At 56.5% G+C, this 21,994-nt stretch carries 18 protein-coding genes and 3 pseudogenes; 5 read left to right on the top strand and 16 right to left on the bottom strand.

Annotation, left to right across the window (positions count from 1 at the left end):
- Nucleotides 1-75 precede the first annotated feature (75 nt).
- The 12 genes and pseudogenes from Q5Y75_RS22940 to Q5Y75_RS22880 form a co-directional block, all read right to left on the bottom strand.
- Complete coding sequence (locus tag Q5Y75_RS22940; RefSeq protein WP_306201936.1) at nt 76-1,710, bottom strand: calcium-binding protein; 1,635 nt, start codon at nt 1,708-1,710, stop codon at nt 76-78.
- 436 nt (nt 1,711-2,146) lie between these two features.
- On the bottom strand, nt 2,147-2,413 hold the full coding sequence (locus tag Q5Y75_RS22935) for a hypothetical protein (protein WP_306201934.1): 267 nt from the start codon (nt 2,411-2,413) through the stop codon (nt 2,147-2,149).
- A gap of 354 nt (nt 2,414-2,767) precedes the next feature.
- Nucleotides 2,768-3,706, bottom strand: coding sequence for a 3,5-dioxohexanoate:acetyl-CoA acetone transferase (gene kce / locus Q5Y75_RS22925; RefSeq protein ID WP_306201932.1), 939 nt, complete (start codon nt 3,704-3,706; stop codon nt 2,768-2,770).
- Nucleotides 3,707-3,710: 4 nt separating this feature from the next.
- Nucleotides 3,711-4,610, bottom strand: a pseudogene (locus Q5Y75_RS22920) (branched-chain amino acid ABC transporter permease).
- Nucleotides 4,611-4,735: 125 nt separating this feature from the next.
- The gene (locus Q5Y75_RS22915; RefSeq protein WP_306201930.1) at nt 4,736-5,599 is read right to left on the bottom strand and encodes a branched-chain amino acid ABC transporter permease; all 864 of its coding nucleotides are present in this window, start codon (nt 5,597-5,599) and stop codon (nt 4,736-4,738) included.
- Between the two features lies 1 nt (nt 5,600).
- Entirely contained in the window at nt 5,601-6,308 is a 708-nt protein-coding gene (locus Q5Y75_RS22910) for an ABC transporter ATP-binding protein (protein ID WP_306201928.1), read from the bottom strand.
- Entirely contained in the window at nt 6,301-6,963 is a 663-nt protein-coding gene (locus tag Q5Y75_RS22905; RefSeq protein ID WP_306202097.1) for an ABC transporter ATP-binding protein, read from the bottom strand. Before Q5Y75_RS22905 ends, Q5Y75_RS22910 begins: the two co-directional genes overlap by 8 nt.
- Nucleotides 6,964-7,074: 111 nt before the next feature.
- Nucleotides 7,075-8,355 (bottom strand): ABC transporter substrate-binding protein, encoded by a 1,281-nt coding sequence (locus tag Q5Y75_RS22900; protein ID WP_306201926.1) that lies wholly within the window; start codon nt 8,353-8,355, stop codon nt 7,075-7,077.
- A 43-nt stretch (nt 8,356-8,398) separates the two neighbouring features.
- A complete protein-coding gene (locus Q5Y75_RS22895) occupies nt 8,399-9,322 on the bottom strand; it encodes a 3-hydroxyacyl-CoA dehydrogenase family protein (RefSeq protein ID WP_306201924.1) in 924 nt (307 codons plus the stop codon).
- A 3-nt stretch (nt 9,323-9,325) separates the two neighbouring features.
- The gene (locus Q5Y75_RS22890; RefSeq protein WP_306201922.1) at nt 9,326-10,111 is read right to left on the bottom strand and encodes an SDR family NAD(P)-dependent oxidoreductase; all 786 of its coding nucleotides are present in this window, start codon (nt 10,109-10,111) and stop codon (nt 9,326-9,328) included.
- 11 nt (nt 10,112-10,122) lie between these two features.
- Nucleotides 10,123-10,467, bottom strand: a complete 345-nt coding sequence (locus Q5Y75_RS22885) for a cupin domain-containing protein (protein WP_306201921.1) — start codon at nt 10,465-10,467, stop codon at nt 10,123-10,125.
- A 63-nt stretch (nt 10,468-10,530) separates the two neighbouring features.
- Entirely contained in the window at nt 10,531-11,367 is an 837-nt protein-coding gene (locus Q5Y75_RS22880; RefSeq protein ID WP_306201918.1) for a cyclase family protein, read from the bottom strand.
- 216 nt (nt 11,368-11,583) lie between these two features.
- Between Q5Y75_RS22880 and Q5Y75_RS22875 the strand changes: the two genes are divergently transcribed.
- Complete coding sequence (locus tag Q5Y75_RS22875) at nt 11,584-12,330, top strand: IclR family transcriptional regulator (protein ID WP_306201916.1); 747 nt, start codon at nt 11,584-11,586, stop codon at nt 12,328-12,330.
- A gap of 434 nt (nt 12,331-12,764) precedes the next feature.
- On the opposite strand, the pseudogene Q5Y75_RS22870 reads toward Q5Y75_RS22875, so the two are convergent.
- From Q5Y75_RS22870 to Q5Y75_RS22860, 4 genes and pseudogenes are all read right to left on the bottom strand, one after another.
- Nucleotides 12,765-13,415: pseudogene (locus Q5Y75_RS22870) on the bottom strand (RraA family protein).
- Between the two features lie 130 nt (nt 13,416-13,545).
- The gene (locus Q5Y75_RS28670) at nt 13,546-13,821 is read right to left on the bottom strand and encodes a hypothetical protein (RefSeq protein WP_445758206.1); all 276 of its coding nucleotides are present in this window, start codon (nt 13,819-13,821) and stop codon (nt 13,546-13,548) included.
- On the bottom strand, nt 13,818-14,120 hold the full coding sequence (locus tag Q5Y75_RS28665; protein WP_445758205.1) for an alpha/beta fold hydrolase: 303 nt from the start codon (nt 14,118-14,120) through the stop codon (nt 13,818-13,820). Before Q5Y75_RS28665 ends, Q5Y75_RS28670 begins: the two co-directional genes overlap by 4 nt.
- Nucleotides 14,121-14,125: 5 nt before the next feature.
- Nucleotides 14,126-15,037, bottom strand: a complete 912-nt coding sequence (locus Q5Y75_RS22860) for a uroporphyrinogen decarboxylase/cobalamine-independent methonine synthase family protein (protein ID WP_306201915.1) — start codon at nt 15,035-15,037, stop codon at nt 14,126-14,128.
- On the opposite strand from Q5Y75_RS22860, the pseudogene Q5Y75_RS22855 reads away from it, so the two are divergent.
- From Q5Y75_RS22855 to Q5Y75_RS22840, 4 genes and pseudogenes are all read left to right on the top strand, one after another.
- Nucleotides 15,017-15,751 (top strand): annotated as a pseudogene (locus tag Q5Y75_RS22855) (ester cyclase); the annotation flags it as partial. The gene Q5Y75_RS22860 and the pseudogene Q5Y75_RS22855 overlap by 21 nt on opposite strands.
- Nucleotides 15,748-16,650, top strand: coding sequence for an amidohydrolase family protein (locus Q5Y75_RS22850; RefSeq protein WP_306201912.1), 903 nt, complete (start codon nt 15,748-15,750; stop codon nt 16,648-16,650). The pseudogene Q5Y75_RS22855 and the gene Q5Y75_RS22850, both read left to right, overlap by 4 nt.
- Before the next feature lie 230 nt (nt 16,651-16,880).
- Nucleotides 16,881-17,327, top strand: a complete 447-nt coding sequence (locus Q5Y75_RS22845) for a Het-E N-terminal domain-containing protein (protein WP_306201910.1) — start codon at nt 16,881-16,883, stop codon at nt 17,325-17,327.
- Nucleotides 17,272-21,795: an ATP-binding protein gene (locus Q5Y75_RS22840; RefSeq protein ID WP_306201908.1), complete on the top strand. Its 4,524-nt coding sequence runs from the start codon at nt 17,272-17,274 to the stop codon at nt 21,793-21,795. Before Q5Y75_RS22845 ends, Q5Y75_RS22840 begins: the two co-directional genes overlap by 56 nt.
- Nucleotides 21,796-21,994: the final 199 nt, after the last annotated feature.

Below are 21,994 nucleotides of genomic sequence, written 5' to 3'. Positions count from 1 at the left end.
GCGATGACGCTGCCAGATACCAAAATACCCCGCCAGCTTTCCACTGGCGGGGCCGCGCCGCAGTACTAAGGTAACTTAAGCAATCAGAAAATCAGCGGCGCTAAAGTCGTTGACCAGCGCATCTTCGACGGTGATCACCTTGTTGTTGAGGGCAATCTCCACGTCGTCGCCAACCTGGGTCATGTTGCCCAGCAGGTTGTCGGTCGTGACATTCGGATCGTTTGTAACGAATTCCAAACGGTCGAAGCCGAATTCAAAGTCGAGGATGAGATTGATGCCAGCATCCTCTTCGAAGAAGACAAATGTGTCGGCGCCGTCACCGCCCAGCATGATGTCATTGCCGGCACCACCGCGAATGACATTGTCCTGCGCGTCCCCGACGATCTTGTCGTCGAAGGCCGTACCAACGACATTTTCGAAGTTCTCTGCGACGTGGCCGTTCACCTCACCCTTGGCGAGGTTCACTTTGACCGCATCAGCAGCCTGCGACAGATCCAGCGTGTCGATCCCGTCGCCACCGTCGAGATCGAGCTTGATCTCGTCCAGCACGGTGCCGGTGATCACCGCCGTATCGTGGCCGCCGCCAAAGTTGGTCTCCTGCACCTCGGTCTCGCGAATGTCGAGCTGGAAGAGACCACGCTCGGTCTGGCCGTTCACCTCAATGCGGGCGAATTGGATGCCCTTATCGGTCACCGAAAACTCGGCCACATCGTCATTTTGCAGATCATCATCCACGAGATCGGTGTCGAAATTGACCTGCTGCATGTCATAGCCTTTGCCACCGACCATCAGGTCCGAGCCGTCGCCGTTGTTCCAGACCAGAAGGTCGTCACCGTGGCCGCCGAACATCTTGTCATCGCCCTTGTTGCCGATGACGGTGTCGTCGCCTCCCCGACCGATAAGCCTGTCTTCGCCGTCCTGACCTGAGAGGATATTGTCTTGCTTGTCCCCGACGATCTTGTCGTCGAAGGCCGTACCAACGACATTTTCGAAGTTCTCTGCGACGTGGCCGTTCACCTCACCCTTGGCGAGGTTCACTTTGACCGCATCAGCAGCCTGCGACAGATCCAGCGTGTCGATCCCGTCGCCACCGTCGAGATCGAGCTTGATCTCGTCCAGCACGGTGCCGGTGATCACCGCCGTATCGTGGCCGCCGCCAAAGTTGGTCTCCTGCACCTCGGTCTCGCGAATGTCGAGCTGGAAGAGACCACGCTCGGTCTGGCCGTTCACCTCAATGCGGGCGAATTGGATGCCCTTATCGGTCACCGAAAACTCGGCCACATCGTCATTTTGCAGATCATCATCCACGAGATCGGTGTCGAAATTGACCTGCTGCATGTCATAGCCTTTGCCACCGACCATCAGGTCCGAGCCGTCGCCGTTGTTCCAGACCAGAAGGTCGTCACCGTGGCCGCCGAACATCTTGTCATCGCCCTTGTTGCCAATGACGACGTCATCACCCGCCCCCCCCAGCAGACGGTCTTCACCGTCGCCACCTTCGAGTGTGTCCTCACCGAGACCACCAAAGACTTTGTCGTTGCCAGCCTCCCCAGAAATCCGGTCATCCCCGAACCGGCCAAAGACGACATCGTCTCCATCCTTTGCAGAAATATTGTCATCGCCGAACGTTCCAATAATCAGGTCATTCTTGCCTGTGCCGTGGGCGTTTCTGTCACCAAAAATAAGATTGAAAAAATTAAAGCTAGGCATTGGGTAATCCATCCATATAGCGTTTCAAACAAACATCTCGGCTGTTTTTTGAGCGCTGACCAGAGCCTGAGACCTCCAGATCGATACGCCCGAATTCACCGGGATATGCGTTGGTCGCGTGCCACCACAGGACGGTTCAAATTAATCTGAGAATTTTTCAACTTCCTTCGACACGCGACCCCTCAAGGGCCCGTCTCCACGCCTCCGGGGTACGTTAGCTCTGGGTCAAGTTCGAAGATACGGTGAACATTGCAGACAGGACCGACATTTGAACCACGTTGGCGGACCGCCCTCACCGCTATTCGCGCGGGTCAATCTCTCGAGGCCAACGTGCCGCAGTTCGAGTAGTTGAAGCGCGGGCCAGCATAGCTTTCTGGGTGAAAAATAGCGTTTGCAAGGCCTGCATTGAGTGTTGCCTCGCTTCTCAGAGGATCTTCTATCCGGGTTTAGACAGGTCGGCCCAAATAGCTTGCCATTCGTCTGAAATGGATCCTGGGTATCTGGTCTTGCCAGCGCGTCGGTACCAATAATCCGCATTCCCGTCATCACCTTCGATACGATGAACCAGTGCATGTATCCAGTCGAACGCAAGCTCACCCTCGTGATCCTGGCAAATCTCGTGGGCCCGGTCCAATTTCGGGCCTGGCTTGAGACCTCCAGTTTTTAGCATCTCAAGGGCTTTGACCAGCAGATCTTCAGACATAGGGCTTTTCCGCTTCTCCAGGTTGGTACAACAACCAGCTTACACGATGACTATTCGAACTCCATCGCCGCAACTGATCCGTCCAGATGAAGGACGTAAACTGTAATCTCTGATCTGTGTTCATGATCCCGGGCAGGCCATATTTGGCCATCGCCTCATTCAGAGCCGCGACACAGAAGTCGGCCTCCAGCGTGTTTGATAATGCATTTGATCTGCAAACTATTGCGCTCGATCCCCAAGAGAGTGAAACGAAAGTCAGAGGCAGATCTTTTTTTGAGGGTGCCCGAAGGATACATCAGCGTTTCAATGACCCAAACAACGTTCAATAAAACTTGTGGGTTTGGCACTTTCGCATCAAAATGCGACCCGATCCCCCCCTTTGAGGTTCAAGATTTCCCTCGCTTCGTCCGGTGTTGCGACCTGACTTCCCAGATCTTCAACGATGCGCCGGATTTTGGCCACTTGCTGTGCGTTGCTTTCCGCCAGCTGCCCACGTGAAATAAACAGGCTGTCTTCCAATCCGACTCGTACGTTCCCGCCCATCTGGCTTGCGGTCGTGGCCAGCGCCATCTGCGCGCCCCCGGCACCCAGTACGGACCAACGGTAATCTTCCCCGAACAATCGATCGGCCGTGCACTTCATAAAGATTAGATTGTCAACTTCTGGCCCGATGCCACCCAGGATGCCAAAGATGAATTGAATGAAGATAGGTGCCTTGAATAGCCCGATATCCATGCAGAACTTCAGATTGTAGAGATGGCCCACATCATAGCATTCATGCTCGAACTTGATGTCATGCGGTGCCAGGGTCTCGGCGGCTTCGCGGATGTCTCGGAAGGTATTGCGAAAGATGTTCTGGTCCGAATTCGCCACATAGTCTTTTTCCCAGTTGAACTTCCAATCCTCATCGCGATATCGGCTCGCCAGAGGGTGAAACGAGAAGTTCATTGAGCCCATATTCATTGAGCACATCTCGGGACTGAAGGTTTTGGCCGGGGTGATCCGATCCTGAATGGATAACGTCAGTGATCCACCCGTCGACAAGTTCACCACGGCGTCCGTAGCCTGTTTGATGCGTGGTAGAAACGGGGCAAAATCATCTGGAGCTACCGATGGAGCGCCGGTCTCCGGATTGCGCGCGTGCAAATGCAGGATCGAAGCACCCGCTTCGGCCGCTGCAATGGCCTGATGCGCGATGTCTCCGTAAGTATACGGTAGCGCGTCCGACATTGTTGGCGTATGGATCGCGCCGGTTACGGCGCAGGTGATAACAGTCTTCTTCTGCCGCGACATGGGTTCAGCTTTCCTTGGAGTTTTTGGTTTGCATCACGCGATAGCCCAGCGGAAACAGCTGCAGGTCGTACCGGCTTCGAACAAGACCCCAGATGCCTTTGGGTGCTTTCAGCATGACTACGATGGCGACGACGCCGAGGACGATCAAATAGGTGGTCCCCAGATCGGCTAGCGTTTCGCGCAGAACGAAGAAAACCACGGTGCCGATGATCGGTCCTTCAATGGTTCCGATGCCGCCGATCACCACGATGAAGATCACGAACGCCGTCCAGTCATTGACGCTGAACGCCGCATCCGGCGAAATACGCAGCTTTTGCAGAAAAATCAGAGCTCCGACCATTGCGGTGAACGCAGATGTGACGACGTACACGAAGAACTTTGTGCGCCAGATATCGATGCCAAGACTGCCTGCGGCCAGCTCATTGTCACGAATGGCCGTCAGCGCAAGACCCTGCCGGGAGCGCAAGAAGAAGTAGACGGCGATCACCACCAGAATAGCCGCCCCAAGCGCCAGCCAATAGCTCAGCGCTTCGCGCATCGCCCGCCCGGATGCCAGCGACTTCACGATGGCGACGGGTAGAGACGAACCCGATCCACCCCCAAGTGCGGAAACCTATGCAAAACTTAGCCGGAACACCTCTGCGATCACCCAGGTGCCGATGGCGAAGTAAGCACCCCTTAAACGAAAGATCAGAACTGCCACTGGGATCGAGATCAAGGCGCCCAGCACACCGGCCAACGCTATGGCAACCATTGGTGGCATCCCACCGAACATCGTGAGCGCAAAAAGCATGTAGCCGCCAAAGCCTACATAGGCCTGTTGTCCGACCGAGACGAGCCCGGCATACCCAGCCATCAGGTTCCAGAGTGTGGCGAGCGAGAGATACAAAAACAGCTCACCCATTAGCCGCATATCCGCACGCCCCGCCCACCAGGGTGCCGCAACCAACACCAATAACATAACTGCACCCAGCAGTCCCGCGACGCGCGCGGCCTTGGACGATCGGGAAACTGAGTAGTCCTGCAGGTTCATCCGGAAATCCTCGGAAAGAGGCCGTTGGGGCGAACGGCAAGAATGATAAGAAAGGCGATATGTCCGGCCAGTAGCTGCCAGCCAGGATCAATCTTGGCCCCGATAGTCTGCGCAACACCCAGGATGACGCCGCCGATCAAAGTGCCCCAAAGGTTGCCGAGACCACCTATGATGACTGCCTCAAAGCCAAAGATCAGGCGGCCGCCGCCAATTGAAGGATCAAAGCTGGTCCGGATACCAAGAAGGACACCAGCGATGGCGGTCACACCCAGCGCAAGTGCCATAGCCAGGCCAAAGATATGACGGCGGTTCAGGCCCATGAGTTGGGCAATGCCCTGATTATCGGACACGGCCCGGAACGCGCGACCAAGTGCCATGTGATAGAAAATCCACTGCAACCCCCAGATCACCGCGACAGCAATGCCAAAGGTAAGCAGCGGCAGAATCCCAAGCGTCACACCGCTTACAGCAACGCCGGCGGTCTCCAGTGCGCCTGCGTTTAATGTCTGAGGATCGGCAGTGTAAACCTCAAGCAATGCATTCTGGATGATCACGCTCAAACCGAAAGTGACCAGCAGCGGCGGTAGAATATCATCGCCCAGGGTTTGGTTCAGCAATCCTCGTTGCAGAACATAGCCGATCAACGCCATAGCCGGCACGACGATGATCAGTGCAAGCATCGGATGTAACCCAGCGGCCGCTGTGACCGTCAGCCCCAGATAGGCAGCCAATACGATCAGATCACCATGAGCAATGTTTACAAGCCGCATCACCCCGAAAATTAGCGACAGCCCTGCGGCGAACAACGCGTAGAGCCCGCCCAACAGTGTGCCTTGCACAATTGCGTTCAACCATTCCATCTTACTCGATCCCGAAATAGGCGCGCGATATCTCGTCGCGCGAAACAGTGCCGGATGCGCTTTCTAGGGAAACACGCCCTTCCTGAAGACAGTAGACTCGGCTTGAAACGGACAACGCCTTGGTAATGTCCTGTTCGACGATCACAGCGCTCATGCCTTCGCCTATGATGCCGGGCAAAGTGGCGTAGATGTCTTTGATGATGATCGGGGCCAGTCCCAGACTGATTTCATCGAACAGGATCAAGTCCGGATTGGCCATCAGAGCGCGGCCGATGGCCACCATCTGTTGCTGCCCCCCTGAAAGGGAGGTCGAGGCCTGATCCTTTCGCTCCTTGAGAACTGGAAAAAGTCGGTAAACGGCGTTCAAATCCCATGGCCCGGTGCGGCCGACCTGGGCTCCTATCATCAGGTTTTCACGAACTGAGAGAGACGGAAACAACTGACGCCCTTCCGGCACCATGGCCAGCCCTAGCGATGCAACCTGATCGGCACGCAAGCGGCTGATATCCTGTCCTTGGTACTGAATTTGCCCCGGTCCGTTAATCAACAGGCCGGTAATCGAGCGCATTAGGGTTGTCTTCCCGGCCCCATTGGCACCGATGATAGCCAGAACTTCGCCCGCGCTGACTTCCAGATCTACCTCATAGAGCGCCTGAAAGTCGCCGTGGTGGGCATTCAATCCCTGTGTTCTTAGGATCGCATCAGGCATCGGCTTCAATCCCCAGGTAGATCTCCTTCACCGCAGCGCTGTCCATGATCGCATGCGGTTCGCCCTCGGCGATTTTTTTCCCGAAATCAATCACAATCAGCCGGTCCACAACGGCCAGAAGGGCATGCACCACATGCTCAATCCAGATGATCGTGACACCCGAGGCGTGAATGTCCTTGATCGTTTGAACCAAAGATTGGCACTCGGCCTCAGTCAGTCCGCCCGCAATCTCATCCAACAACAGCAGTCTGGGTTTGGCGCACAGCGCGCGGGTCAGTTCCAGTCGCTTGCGTTCCAACAGTGTCAGACTGCCCGCAAGCACGTTCGCTTTAGGCAACAGCTCGGTTTGCTCCAGCACTTCGAGACAATGCCGCTCAGCCTTTTGCCCGTGAAGCCCGGCGGATTGGGTAGCTGCAATCATGGCGTTTTCGAACACGGTCATGCCCGAAAACGGCTGCGGCACCTGAAAAGACCGGGCTACACCCGCATGACTGCGACGAGCAGCGCTCCACTTGCTGACGTTCTGCCCGTCGAACTCGATGCTGCCGGAATTGGAACGGAGCGTTCCTGTGATCAGGTTGAACATCGAGGTCTTTCCAGCCCCATTAGGTCCTATCACCCCAAGCGCTTCGCCGGGATGGACCTCGTAGCTCATGGCATCGGCAACGGTGATCGCGCCAAATGCTTTGTTCAGGTGTTTGAGTTTCAGAATTGGTGTCATGTCTGTCTCAGATCAGGGGACTGGCGTAAGAACCCAGGGATCCTGTCAGCCCAGCAGCTTCATATCAGCTGTAACAGGCACTTCGGGCGCTGTGTCATTGGCGACAATCTGCAGCTCATACCTGTCTCCCGATTTTTGCCACTGGCCACCAACCAAAGGCGTTTTGGTGACGTTGTTCATCGGCCCTTCGCCCCAGTTCACCGGACCCACGATGGTGTTTAGGTTCGTGGCAGTGATTGCTGAGATGATTGAGGACGGATCTTCCAAATCATCGGCCCGTTTCACGACATCGGCCACAACTTCAAACAGCGCGTGTTTAAAGCCTAAAGGCTGTGTCCAGGGGCGCCCGGTGGCCGACGTATACCCCTCAGCCAGGTCTCGCGAGGAGATACCAGTCAGGGAGGAAGAGAACGGGTGATGCGGCGACCACCAGACTTCGGTCGACAGCCCGTCGCCCCGATCACCCAGCGAGTCGATCACCGAGGGGAACAGCAGGGCTTTGCCGATCGTGACCACCTTTGGGTTGAACCCTTGCTGAGCGGCCTGGCTCCAGAATGTTGCAAAATCGGGCGGGATCATATTGCCTGTGACGATTTCACACCCGGCGGCCTTGAACGTCGCGATCTGGTTCGAAAAATCGTCTGAGAGTGGCTGATACCGACCCGGATCAGTGAGAGTAAAGCCCGCCGCTGCCAGTGGCTTTGGTAGACCCAACTCCGGATCACCCCAAGCATTGCCGTCTGCATCGTTGGGAAACAATCCTCCGACGGTTTTGGTCACGCCGGTCTCGTCCCACATGTCGAGACATGCGGCGATCACATCCTCAAGGCCCCAGAAAAAATGATAGGTGTTTTCAAATCCCTCGCCCGGTACACCGTTGCGACCAAAGAAGTAGGGCTGCCACGGGCAGTCGGTGGTGATGCAGGGTAATTCGTTAATCTCGGCCTGATCGGCCACCGGGTTGACTGTTTCGGGGGTCGAGGCTGCAACGATAATATCAACCTCGTCGCCCAGAATCAGATCTGCTGCCACTTCGGCAGCGCGGTTCGGGTTGGACTGGCTGTCCTTGGAGATGATCTCGATGTTCCAGGTCTTGCCATTGTTATCCAGCCCGGCGGAGAACGCCTGTTGAACTGCCTGAAGCACATATTCATCCGCTTCTGCAAACCCGGCCAACGGCCCGGTGCGCGGGCTGACATTTCCCACCCGCAGGGTTGGATCTGCAGCATATGCGCGCGTCGCTTGCAGAATAGCCGGGGCAGCGACGGCCGCCGTTGCGCCTGTCAAAAAACCGCGCCGTGTGGGCGTTTTAAGAGTCTTTTTCATTGCGTCCTCCCTTCACTGACCTCCAGCCAGTGTTCGTTTCACCTTACAAGGTCTTTTCTAGCTGCTTGAGATGCGTGGCGACCCGCTGACGCACGGCATCCGCTTCACCTTCGGTCCAGCTCCGGAAGCCCTGGCCCGATCTCATGCCCAGTTTGCCTGTTTCAACGAGCGTCTTCAGATAGGGCGACGGACCTTTTCGGTCTTCCAGATCGCACAGCACGTTTTCATGGATATCCAGCGTCAAATCTGTCCCGACCAGATCAGCGTTCTCCATTGGTCCGAGCACGGCGAGCCGTCGCCCAAAGCTGGACTTGATCACAGTGTCCACCGCCTCGGCATCACATATCCCGTTTTCGACCAGACTGACCGCTTCGCGCCACAAAGCGTGCTGAAGCCGGTTGCCGATAAACCCAGGGACATCTTTTTCAACCATAACCGGGGTCTTTCCCGCAGCCTGCAGCAAATCGAACATGGTTTGCGCGACGTCCCGGTCTGTCCACTCGGTCTTGATTACTTCGACAAGCGGGATCATGTGGGGCGGGTTCCACCAATGCGTTCCCAACGCGCGGGCTTTCAGGCGCAGATCCGACATGATCTGGGTGATTGGCATCACGGATGTGTTGGACGCCAGAATACAGGTCTCGGGCGCGTTCGATTCGATCTCAGCAAAGATCGCCTTTTTGAGCTCCAGTTTCTCCGGTGCGGCCTCAAACACTGCGTCAGCCTTTTGAACCGCGCCTTCCGTCGTTGGAAAAATCTCAATCATTTTGAGGGTCTTTGAGATGGTGACTTTGTCGTCACCCAACGCCACCATGCTCGCGCGAATCCGGTCTGGTACGCTATCTCTGACCTCTTGAACGGGATCTGTGATGGCAATGTATTGCTCTGCTTTCGCCAAAGCGAGCGCAATTCCATGGCCCATAAGCCCGGCACCAATCACCGCCATCTGCTGTTTCTTGGGTACCATCGCTCAGCCCGCCGTATAGCCGCCATCGGCATGAAGGATATGCCCGGTGTAAAAGTCAGATGCCCTTGAGGCGAGAAAGAGCAGTGGCCCTGCCAGATCTTCAGGCTCGCCCAGACGCCCCTTAGGAACGCGGGTGAGGAAACCGCCGCGCACCGCCTCAGCCTCTTCGGTATCCTCGAACATCCAAGCAGTCAGGGGAGACCGAAAAACCGTAGGTGCGATGGCATTGACGGTCACTCCGGTCGGGCCAAGCTCGCATCCCAGTGCTTTGGTGATCCCGTTGATGGCAGCCTTGGAGGCACAATAAGCCGCATAGCCCGCCGGATGCCCCAGGATGCTGCGCGCGGAACTGACGAATATGATCTTGCCATAGGCGCTTGCTTTCATCCGGCCTGCGGCAGCTCGCGCCAGCAACCAGCTTTGGTTGACGTTCGCGTCCATCACCGCATCAAAGGTTTCCGGTTCCATTTCATTGATCAGCGCCACTTTGTTCATACCCGAAGCAACGACGAGAATATCCAGCTTACCGAAGTTGTTGACGGCTTCATCAACCAAAGCTTCGCAGGATGCCTCATCGTCTGGACGCGCATTCACAGCAACGACAGTGGCACCGAGCGCTTCACATTCCTTGGTTATCTCGTCGAGAGCTTCCTGATTGCCTGCCGCCAGTACAAGGTGGCATCCAGCGCCGGCAAGCACGCGGGCTGCAACCATCCCGAAAGCACCAGAAGCGCCCGTGATCAGAGCGACATGCCCTTTGACGTCAAACATGTTAAGTGGATCAAGCATATCGTGTTTCCTTAGGCCTTGGGCGGGTAGGGCATAACCACCAGCATCTTGCAGACATGGTTTGACCGGTTTTCTATCTTGCGCACCTTGCCGGGTGCGATCGTGCAACTGTCCATTGGGCCAAGCGTCGTCTCGATCCCATCGATGATGACGGTCATTTCGCCCTCAAGAACCACATAGACCTTCTCGAAAGGGGTGGCGTCCGGCCCGGCTCCGCCTTCCGGTAAAAACTGGCTGAGCCCAATCCACTGGTTGGTGGGTCCGCCCTCTTCGAACCCTTGCAGACGCAGTCCATGACATCCAAAATGGTTCGGAGCTTCATAGGCCTCGGCGTCATTAAAGCGTTTGAGATGCATATCCCCCTCCGTCCGTGAAGTTGGTGGGTAGCTGGGTGGGCCAGCGACCCGAACGACAAAGCCTCAGAAATCTGATCCATCCGCAATGCGATAGGATTGAGATTTGTCGATCATCGCCACCAGGCGGATGATGCAGCCATCACCCCGATCCCAGTTCCAGGGAAAGAACGCAAATGTGCAACGCTTGCCGGTCACGGCATCCAGATCACCGCCCACATTTTCGATGCCCAGAATGCCTTTGGAAAACAGCATGTTGTGGACCGGTTCCCATTCGGGAAAATCAACCTTCCACGAAGTGCCGCCGGACCACTCCAGATACTCCTGCTCAAGGTGCGGCATGATCGGACCGTTTCGCTGTGGGCCAATCGCTGTCGCCAGCGGGTGGTCGTTGGCCTGAGTGTCGTGACCAACAACTTTTACGCCTTTTTCGATCATCCATTCAGCTGCCGAAGGAACAAGACCCGGGCAATAGGCAAAGTAGTCACCATCCTCGTACTGATTGTGCCAGCCGGTATTGATGATCAGGACATCGCCCTTGCGGATCGCATGGCCGCAGGCCTTTTCAAGATCGTCACCGGTGATCTGCTCCCATTTCTTTTTCGGGACGGAAACCACAAGACCCGTGCCAAAGAAATGCGGCAGCGGCACTTCGTCAATGAACGGCGTTCCCTGCACGACATGCGCAGGCGCGTCGATATGTGTCGTAACATGCATGGTTGTGGTAATGGTTTGCGACAATACGCCAGACTTCGCCATATAGTGTTTGCGATCAATTTGGACGTCTTTGAAATACGGCCAATTTGGACATTGAAAACCATAGCGGTGGCTGAGGTTGTAGAACTCCAACTCCATGTCGTTTTCGGTGTTTCCTTGAAACTCGATGCCGCGGATTTCGACCATTTGGCACATCTCCTCTGTACGCCGGAGGCCGGCGCTGTTGATCTTTGAATTGTCTGGGTGGCTCCTCCCACCTGTCCCGTATCATGATGCATATGCACCGCAATGCGGTCAACAAAAAACTCACAATGTGGTTGACTTGCACCGTATCGCGGTACAATCTATGTCCGGCATTCACCCTAAGAGGTGGCGATCAAACGCACGGCAAGGATACATCAGGTGACTGAAAAGAATGAAAAATCAGGAATTCAGGTTATTTCCCGAGCCGCGTCGATTTTGCGCGTTCTTAAGGAAACCCAATCGGGTAGGAGCCTTGGTAAAATCGCTGAACGGGTTAACCTGCCCCGCTCTACGGTACAGAGAATCACCAGCGCGTTGGCCGAAGAAAAATTCGTGATCTCGGATGCCGGCGGTGGCGGGCTTCGGCTTGGGCCAGAACTCAGCGCGCTCGCAGGTGCAGCGCAGTACAATATTGTTGAGCATTGCCGCCTTTTGCTTACCGAGTTAACGCAAAAGACCGGCGAGACAACTGACCTCGCTGTTATGCGTGGAATTGGCATGGTGTTTCTTGATCAGGTGCCTGGTCTGCACCGGTTGACAACAGTTTCACAGGTGGGCGAGGTGTTTCCGCTGACGACAACAGCCAATGGAAAAGCTTGTCTGGCCCAAATGGAAAAAGATGCCGCAACCAAATTGATACGCAACGAATGGGAGCGCAACGGCATTGTGCGCAAAATCGACCCGATGATGCAAGAATTGGAAGAAGTCCGCTTAACCGGCCTTGCGTATGATCTGGATGAGCATTCTGACGGCGTTTCAGCTATCGGGTTTTGTTTCGCAGATTGGAGCGGAGATCTGCACGCTATATCAATTCCGGTACCGTCAACCCGCTATGGTAAGCAGAAATCTCAGATCGAAAAGGCCTTGCTGGAGACAGCTGCCAACATACCTGAGACCTTTGCATAAGCTCCAGAAACCTACGCGCCAATTGGATCGTTGGCGAACCAATGATGTGAGACATCAGATAGCATTCCCCTATGTGCCAAATACTGACCGCGACAATCCCGGTCGAACTCTCACGCCTCCAGCTTTGACCAATAGTTCTCGTCTAACAACCCGCATTGGGGTCATTTGAGTACCCAAAAAATTGGCGTCTGCGCTGCGGGACTTTGCAGTCATTCGCCTTCTCAAGACAGATGACCGCACCCAGCCATAGCGGAAATGCCCGATCTGCAAATCGGGCAGAGAGTGGTTGTTCCCTGCAAGTGCGACGGCGTCACAAACTAAACCCTGATGCGGACCTTCGAGGTATCCGGTAGACTGCGCGCAGAATTGACATAGGCCGCCTCGGCTCCCTATGTGCGTGATGCTTCGAAGGCCGCCCACGCTTTCTCGAACGCCTACAGATCGAAATCCTGTTCGCGGGCGGGGTCTAGGATCAGTCTCCCGGTGTCGAGCAGTTTGGCGATGGCGTGCTCCTAACCGGTCCACAATGTCCGCCGGGATGACTACTGCGCCGTGGCGGTCGGCGTTGATCAGATCGCCATTGTTGACGCGCCGTCCGAAGATTGCCACGGGCGTGCCGATTTCGAGGACATGGACAAAGCCGTGGCTTGGACCGACAGACACCGCCACCACCGGGAATCCATCGGGCAGGTCCCCAAGGTCGCACATCACGCCGTTGGTCAGCGCGCCGGACAGGTCCAGCCCCTTTTGTATGGTTGTGTTGATCTCGCCCCAATAGGCGCCGATGCAGTCGGGGAAATCCACGTCTTCGACAACAGTGACTGCGGGCCGTGGGCCTTCGGCCATGTGACAATAATAGGCAATGCGCCGCTCGCGGATCACCTCGGGCGGTTCGGCTGGCGGGTTGACTGCCGCGAATTTGGCAGTGCGGGCATAGCCGGCCATGGCAGGCGCCAATGGGTCGGACGCCAGCATGGTGACGCGAGTGAAGTCATTGAACCCGCGCTTGCCCTGCACGCCCTCAATCGCGTTGCAGGCCGTGGGCGTATCCACCTGTTTCAAAAGGAAAGAATAGTGTCATCCATCATGCCTCCAGCCAGCGCGAAAGCGCTGCATTGGTAAGTTCCGGTTATTCCAGCGTGGGCATATGCCCGGCGTTTTCGATGATTTCGAGCTGTGATCCGGAAAGTAAGTTGGCCATCAGCCAGTGCCGATCTACGTCGCAAAGCGCATCGTCGCGCCCACACGCCCACAATCGTCGCGTCCACAATAGATCAAGGCGGGAAGCCTCGCGTTCGCGAGCGTGTCGCTTTGATCGCGGCGATCCATCAGCGCGCGGGATTGGCGCAGGAAGACATGCGGGCCCAGTGACAGCGCCATGTCCATGTAAAGGTCCAACAACCCGCCGTGACGGGGCGAAGCCGCAAGGTAGTTGGTCTTCATTTCATCGCGCATAATCTCGGCGAGCCGGCCCTGGCGCGCGGCCATCATTTGGGGAAAGCGGTGTGCTTTAACCTCGTCCTTTCGGCCAGTGGGTTGGTGTCCAGCAGTGCGATCCGGTCAACCCTGTTGGGCGCCAGACGCAAGATCTCCATCGCCACGATCCCACCCATAGACAGGCCGCAAAGGGCAAAGCGTGGCACGGCATTTGACAGGATGTCTTGCGCCAAACCCAACACGCTGTCGCGCTGATTGATCGACGCGAGATATAGATCGCGCAAGCCGGAAAATGCGGTGATCTGCGGACTGAAAAGCCGCGCGTCGCACATCATGTTTGGGATCAGAACCAAGGATGTCATCCGACCAGCGCAGCCCCATCGGACAGGGATTTCAGCTTGGCATAGGCGATGTCCGGATCGACCGCGCCGAAGCCTGCGAAGGTACCAAAGCCGCAGTCCGAGCCTGCGATCACGCGATCAGCCCCGACGATGTCCGTAAATTTTTCAATGCGTTGCGCGACTAGCTGCGGGCGCTCGACAAAGTTGGTGGTGGTGTCCACGGCGCCCGGTACCAGCACCTTGTCATCCGGAATTTCAGCCTTGCGGTCACAGAACACGGTCCACTCATGGCCATGGCGTGGGTTCGAGGTTTCGAACAGCACATAACGCGACTTCGTCGCCATGAGGATCGGGAACATCTTGTCCATCGAGATGTCGCAGCAATGCGGCCCTTCGTAGTTGCCCCAGCAAATATGCACACGCACTTTTTCGGCCGGTCTATCGGACAATGCATGGTTCAACGCCTCGACGTGCATGTTGGCGATCGTCAGGAACTCGTCATCGCTGTGGTCGGAGAACAGCATGTGGCGTGACAGCGCGAGGTCGGGACAATCCAGTTGCAAGTCCAGACCAGCGGTCACGATGGTCTCGTATTCCGACTTCATCGTATCAGCCAAAGCGGCCAGATAGGCTTCGCGGCTCGGGTAGAAATCATTTCTCAAAAACAGAGAGATAACACCGGGGCTGGCAGCGTTCATAAAGCCCCGCTCGACCCCATGTTCGACCATCGCCGCCTTTAGGTTGGCGATATCCTTGTGCAGTTCGCGTTGCCCCTTCGTGTGGACCTCACCAACGCACATCGGCCGCGCATATTGCGGCGTGCCGCCATCATCGGCCAGCCGTTGCAGAAAGCCGGGAAACATCTTCAGGTCAGCAGGTGCATTTCGCGGGCTGTCGCCTGCAAAGCCTGGGTTGTTTCGATGGGACACCTAATGGGCCTGTTCAACAATGAGTGGCTGGGCATCGCCCCAACAGGCAAGATGGCGTTTCTGCGCTATTGTGAATTCAACCAGGTCGAGAATGGCAAAATCATCGAGACCGCGATGTATTTCGACATCCCGCATCTCATGATGCAGACCGGGTTGCAGCCCTTCCCACCGCAGACTGCGGCGCATCTGGTTCAGCCCGGACCGATGACGCATGACGGGCGCATGCTCGGCCCGCAGCCCGCCGAAGAGCGTGAAAAGACCCTCGGCACGATCAATGCCATAATTTCCGATATCGGCCAATGGAACAGCGGCCTGAGCCTTGAGGACGAATTGCGCTGGACATGGTGCGAAGACATGATCTGGCGGGGCCCCGCCGGGATCGGTGCAACCTATACGATCGAGCGCTATGCAAAGCAGCACTCAGGACCGTTTCGCGCTGGATTCACCGACCGGTCGAAGACCAAACACATCTGCCGGATGGCCGAGGGCCACTATGGCGGGTTCTTTGGCTTGCCGAACTTCACAGCCCGGCCCACCGGTGGGTTTATGGGCATGCCTGCCACGGACAAAGCGGGTGAATTCCGGGTCATCGACATTTATCGCCGCGAGGGCGACAAGCTGGCCGAGAACTGGATTTTCATCGACCTGCTGCATTTCTGGAACCAACAGGGCGTCGATATTCTCGCCCGTATGAAGTATGCTCCCCGCGCATGAACAACTGGATCGACGCGCACCACCATCTGTGGGACCTGGACGCGGTGCACTACCCCTGGCTCATGGAGCGCGGGGTGCGGCGGTTCTTTGGCGATCCGACGCCGATCCAGCGCAACTACCTGCTGGAGGAATTCCGTGCCGAGGCCAAGGCGGAAGGGTTCACCGCCTCGGTTCACATACAGGTCGGCGCCCAAGACGGCATGACCGAAGCCCAGTGGGTGCAATCCGTCGCCAACGCCAACCCGGATTGGCGCATGGTGCAGGTCGTGTTCTGCGACCTCACGGCGTCGGATCTGCACGAACAATTGAATGCGTTTCAGTCGCTGTCCACCGTTCGCGGCGTTCGCCAAATCGTTGGCCGCGCCCCGGGCGAGGACGCGCAGACCGGCACGAATGCGTTGCTCGATGACCCACGCTTTCTGGCAGGCTTGAAAGAGGTCGGACGGCGAGGGCTGAGCTTTGACCTCCAGCTTATCCCGGAGCTGATGGAAAAAACCGCTCGCGTTCTGGCACAGGCTCCTAACACCAAAGTTGCGCTCTGCCACGCAGGCTCTCCGCACAACCGAACGCCAGCAGGGCTCAATTCCTGGGCGGCCGAGCTTCTCCACCTCGCAGGGCTACCTCAGGTCACCTGCAAACTGTCCGGGCTGGGAATGTTTGAAAACTACTGGACGCCCGACAGCCTCAGCCCGATCGTTGAAACCTGTCTGGACCAATTTGGAGCCAACCGGGTTATGTTCGGCTCGAACTTCCCGGTCGATAATCTCTATTCAGACTATGCCAAGCTCCTCTCGGCATTCCGAGCGCTGATCCCGCCAGAGAGCCAAAACGCGGTGTTTGGGGAAACTGCCTCGCGCTTCTACGGTTTCGGGGCCCAACAGGTATGGTCGCATCAATAATCAACGTCCGCTGTGACATGCCGCATGACGGCGCCCTAAACTTGCTTTGAACGGCAATTTCAAGCCGCGAGCTAGCACTCAGGTTCAGTGGCTGCACCACAATAGCTTGTGCTGACAGTCAAGTTGCTTTTGTCTGGCGTTTCAGGGGTTGCCAGTGTTTTCAACCTAAAAAGTTGCGAATTAGTAGGCTTATCGTCATGGTGGGCAAATATGTGGAGCGGGAGAATTTTATGGAAAGTATTATTCCTGGTCTTGTGGCCGCTCTTTCGGCGGGAGCGATCGCAGCTGGCAAGGATCTGGGCGGCGCCGCATTGAAAGACGCTTATGGCGCGATCAAGAAGCTTATCGCTGATCGCTACAAGAAGGCTGGCAATGCCGTGGAAGCTCTGGAGGAAGACCCGGACTCCGAGTTGGAGCAACAGGTTCTGGAAAAGCGTCTGGAAACGGAAAATGCGGGCGGCGACACCGAACTTGCCGATTTGGCGAGAGCGTTGCTTGAGGCGCTTAGCGACCTGAAAGATGAACCTCAAGCGCAAGCCTTGTTCGATTTCAAAACCCTTGAAGCAAAAGGGGCATTCATTCTCGACGACATCCAAGCAAGCGGCACCGTCCTAAAGGCAGATGACGCCACTTTCTCAGGTGACTTCAAGGCGACCAACATTCGCCAAAAAAACTGACCCCGGCGCGGGCCGTGCGGCCGGTCCCGTCGTCGACGTAGGCACGTTTCATGGTCGCGACATTCATGTCCATCTTGGTGTGGATACAGTACCGGTCAGTTTTCGCAGGCGGATCAAGCGATTTGTAGACGGATACCTGGGCTCGGCGGCGATGCCTGTCGCTTTTGGTGGTAGAGCGACGGAAATTGCCGAACTGAATCAGTGGTTTCGCGATCCGGAGGCCTCCAGCCACCTGTTGGTCGCGGCAGAGGCAGGACGCGGTAAAACGGCGCTTCTTGTGCGCTGGCTCGAACAGCTGGAAGACGATGTTCAGCTGGCATTTGTGCCAATCAGTATTCGTTACGAAACCAGCCGGCCTTCGGTATTTTTTCAGGCCTTTGCCGGACGTCTCGCCTATTTGCTAGGGCAACAATTGCCGACAGCAACGAGTGACCCGACAGAGTTCTACAAAGAAAAACTCATCGAGTATCTGGAGGCGATGGAAGACCGCGGCACGCCCTGCCTGATCGTCATTGACGGGCTGGACGAGGCCACGGGCTGGCGCTTTGACGCGGATTTCCTGCCAGATTGCATGGGTTCAAATCTCAAGGTTCTGGTTTCGGCGCGCATTCTTGCTGGCGACCAGGGCGAAGAGGGTTGGTTGCGCCGACTTGACTGGGATGTACCGGGTGCCTCTGTCGAAACGCTCCGCATTCCGCCGCTCAATGCGGTCGGCATTGCGGATGTGCTTCGGCAAACTGACCCTGTCCTGGTACATTTGGCTGTAGATGAAGAGCTGATCGCCGAGTTGAACCGGCTGACGCAAGGCGACCCCTTGCTCTTGACCTACTATGTCGACGACTTTCGCCAATCCTTGAAATCCGGTGAGGGCGAGCCACCAAAACTCTCAGACAGCGACGCGGGCTTCGGCCCCTATTTCGATCGTTGGCTGGACCGGCAAGGCGGCATCTATCAAGATACGGGCGCAGCCTTTGACGAACAGGTGATAAAAGCCATCCTTGCCATATTGGCCTGCGCCATAGGGCCGTTGCCCCTGCGCGATCTTGCGGTGCTTGTCGAGCGTCTGACAGATGACAGGCATATCCTGGCAAAGGACACGGTCGATCCGCTGCAACGCTTCATCGTGGGGGACGGGCTGGAACTGGGCTATGCTTTGGGCCATCCCAAGCTAAGAAACTACATTCGGGCGGAGTATTTCGGCGGCTCGGACATCGTGGCCCGCGCAGAACAGGTGTTTGTAGATTGGGGCCGCCATCAAATCGCGGCCTTGGCTGCGGGCGACATCGCCGCCGCCGCAATGCCCGCCTATCTTCTCCAGTTTCATGCACAACATCTCGAAGTCTGCCGAGCACCTATTGATGCGTATTCCGAGCTGTTATCGACTGCATGGCGCACCGCCTGGGAGGCTGATAGGCAAAGCGAAGGATATCTTGGTCTTTCCAACGATGTGGATGTCGCCAAAAAGGCGATGGCCAATGCCCTGGAAACCGCGGACGATGGCGAGCGGCCCGTGCTTTGGTCCGAGCTGTTTGCAGGCGCCCTGATCTCCAGCTCAATTCAAAGCCTCAGCCTGGGCATTCCCCCTGCGCTGCTTGCCAAAGCACTCGAACATGGCGTCTTGGCTGTCGGATCAGCTTTGCATTTCGCCGAGCGCCGCGCTCCAGCCGGACGGCTCAAGGCCATCGCCGCCGTCGCCGAAGCGTTGCCCGAGAGCCGTCGTCGCACCGTCCTGGAAGACGCCCTTGCCTCTATTTCCACATTAGCGAAAGAAAACGACCAAGCGAGCGCCCTGGCGGATCTCGCGCCCTATTTGCCAGATGATCTGCTATCCGAAGCACTCGAACTCGCGCTTGATCTAAATTCCGAGCTTGCACTCCAAACCGCGCTGGCGGGTCTCATTCCTGTTTTGCCGCAGGCTGATCAAGACCGCGTTTTGGAGGCTGCCGAGGCGAGAATGTCATCGTCGCGGCTGTTTGAGTTAATCAGTGAATTGGCTCCGCACTTATATGAGCAAAAACTGCAGAAACTGATTTCAATGGCCAAAAAGGGCAGCAATCTGCACGATCGGGCGCATGCATTCCGTAACATCGCGCATGCCTTGAATGCAGATGATCAACAAGCCCTGGCGGACGAGGCGCTGCAGCCGATCCGCACCTCGGACCATTCAAGAATTGACTGGACGGATGTCCATCGCGCCCTGGCACCGCTGCAAGCAAGTATCCGAGGTCCGGCTATTTCTGAAATCGCGTCATTGACGTCCAAGCGTTTTGCAGAAGACGTCGAGACTATGATGGAACTGCTGGCAGACCCTGAATATGGCTTTTACGGCCAGTATTTTGACGAAGAGCAGCAGCGCGAGGAAGCTGAAGGCCGGGTACGCCAGCATTACATCTTGGCGGCGGCGAAACTGACGGACGCCGCCGAGGAAAGCTCGGCAGAAGCGGTCTTTCAACTTGCGCAGGCGATTATGAAGCCTTCGCAGATTTTCCTGTGCAGCACCGCTTTGATCGAGCGATGTGCGCCGGACCAGCGGAAACATTTCCTGGATATTGCGCTCTCTCTCGCCGAACTGCCCGAGTTGCACGAGCTTCCGGGTTTCAATCGCATTGAAGCGCTTACCTCGCTTGCACGCCACTTGAATGGTTCGGAAGCCGAACGGATTCTGCAAAACGCATATCATTCGGCACAAGGCCTTGCCCCCGCCGAACTGGCCCGGAACATTTCCTTTCTGCCTAGGGAAATGCGATCATCACTTGTTCCTGATGTGCTTCAAAAGCTTGAAAAATCACCGTTTCTCGTGGACCGCGAAGAGGCGTTGGCCTCAGTCTCCGTCCATCTCGATTCCGAGACGGTCGAAGACGCCCTTCGCGTGGCAACGCGTGTTTCCACGGGCGACGACATCGCTCCGATGATCCATTCCGCTGCGCCGAACCTGTCGCCGTCAAACATTCATCACGCATTTGAGAAAACACTGACCTTTTCGACACATGAACGTCTCGGCTGTCTGCAAGCGCTGGGAGGTTTTTTGTCGGAACCGGATGCGAAAGTGGCCTTGCAGCGCCTGAACGAGAAAGATCTGGCCTATGGATCGAGCCTCGCCCAAGCCGCAGTACTTGGGGCGCTTCCTGCCTGCTTCCGACAGTCTTACATGGAGGATAGGCTGTCTGTCTGGCGCGCCCAGATCATGGAAGAAAGCGGAGAATTCAACGCTGAGTTTGTCTTGAACATGCTGCCTTGCCTGTCGGCAGATCAGCGCTTCGAGCTTCTCGATTTGCTCCTTGAACACCCGAAGCGTCGGACCGAAGATCTCGTTGCGAGCCTGATAGACAAGAAATATGTCGAGAAGTCCGGCGCCGCCAAAAGCAAGATCAGAGACTATTTGCAAGAGGTCGATACAACTAACGCGCTCAACCTGACGCGGCGGCTGCGCGAGGTTTTTGAAGAGGAAACACCGTCTGTTCTGCCTGAGATCTTGGTCGGAGTGCGCGGTTTTTACGACCTTCCCAGACACTATGCGCTAGGCCGAGGCGCGACGGACCCGAAAATCGAGGATGAAACAAGACGTTTCGCCAAGAAGCTGCGGGCCGATACTCTGGCCGAATCCGAAGATCTTTGGACCCAGTGGAGAGAATGGACCGATGTGTTGCAGGCGTTGCCGCCCGAAGACGCGACCCTGCAGGCAAATTACTTGGGCGCCTATATGCGCGCAATCGTGCAACCTGACGATCCGGCTGTTCCCGAACCGGGTGGGGAAAACGCCTGTCGGTTACTTGCAGCGCAAGTCGCGTCTCTCGCGCAATTCGGCGCCATCTACCTGAGCGATGCGGAACTTGATGCCCTATTGGACTACCACGCCTTGGGCTTTGACAACGAACGTATCAGGGGTGCGGTGTTCAGTGCCTCTACTGGCCCGGTTCTTGAGCGCGCCATCGCAATGCTACCAAGCGACTTTCTCGCTCATCTTTCACGCGCGGAATTGTCAAATGCCTTAAAAAACAAGACCACCGAGGAGGTGAGACAAATCTATGAGTTGTGGCGCGCAGATCAGCCAGATGCCGCGCAAACCACCCTGCTTCCGTTTTTGCGACATTTTGAGCCGGACGAGGTAATGGCGATCGTTGAAGAGGTCGAAAATACTTCGCCGCGGGCATTCATCGATTGCTTTACTGACCTGATCAAATTGGTTTCGGACGCCGCCTTGCCTGGTCTCATTTCGCGCGCGCTGGAAGCGATATCTGACACTGTTGAGCTATCGGTTTTGCGGCAACTGATCCTGTCTGCGGGAGGCAAGAACTTGAGCAAACTAACCGAAATCTACATGCGCAGGCTGGGAACATTGACGCGCACTCAGGTGATGGATGAGATTTCAACTCTGGTCGCAGATATGGCCGACACGATGACGCAACCGCAAGCGAGCACTGACTTGATCTATGACCGGGTGGCAACCGCGCTGCAGGAATGGCAGTAGATCCGGATTTGATCGCGGAGCCTGCCCTGGCAAAATCCACTGATACTGAAGGCCCCGTAGAAAGGTTAAGCTTGAGTTTGGGCGCAGACGTAGTCGCCGATGATCGCGTAAGATACTGCGCGCCTTTGAAAGAAATCATGAACACACTTTCAACTGGTTGCCACTGCCGAGCAGGATTAGGGTGATGAATACGAACCGA

Origin of the sequence: Ruegeria discodermiae (assembly GCF_030758345.1) — a bacterium.
Taxonomy (GTDB): Bacteria; Pseudomonadota; Alphaproteobacteria; order Rhodobacterales; family Rhodobacteraceae; genus Ruegeria_C.
Note: the sequence above shows the minus strand (reverse complement) of the source record. Positions and strands in the feature narration are given on the sequence as shown.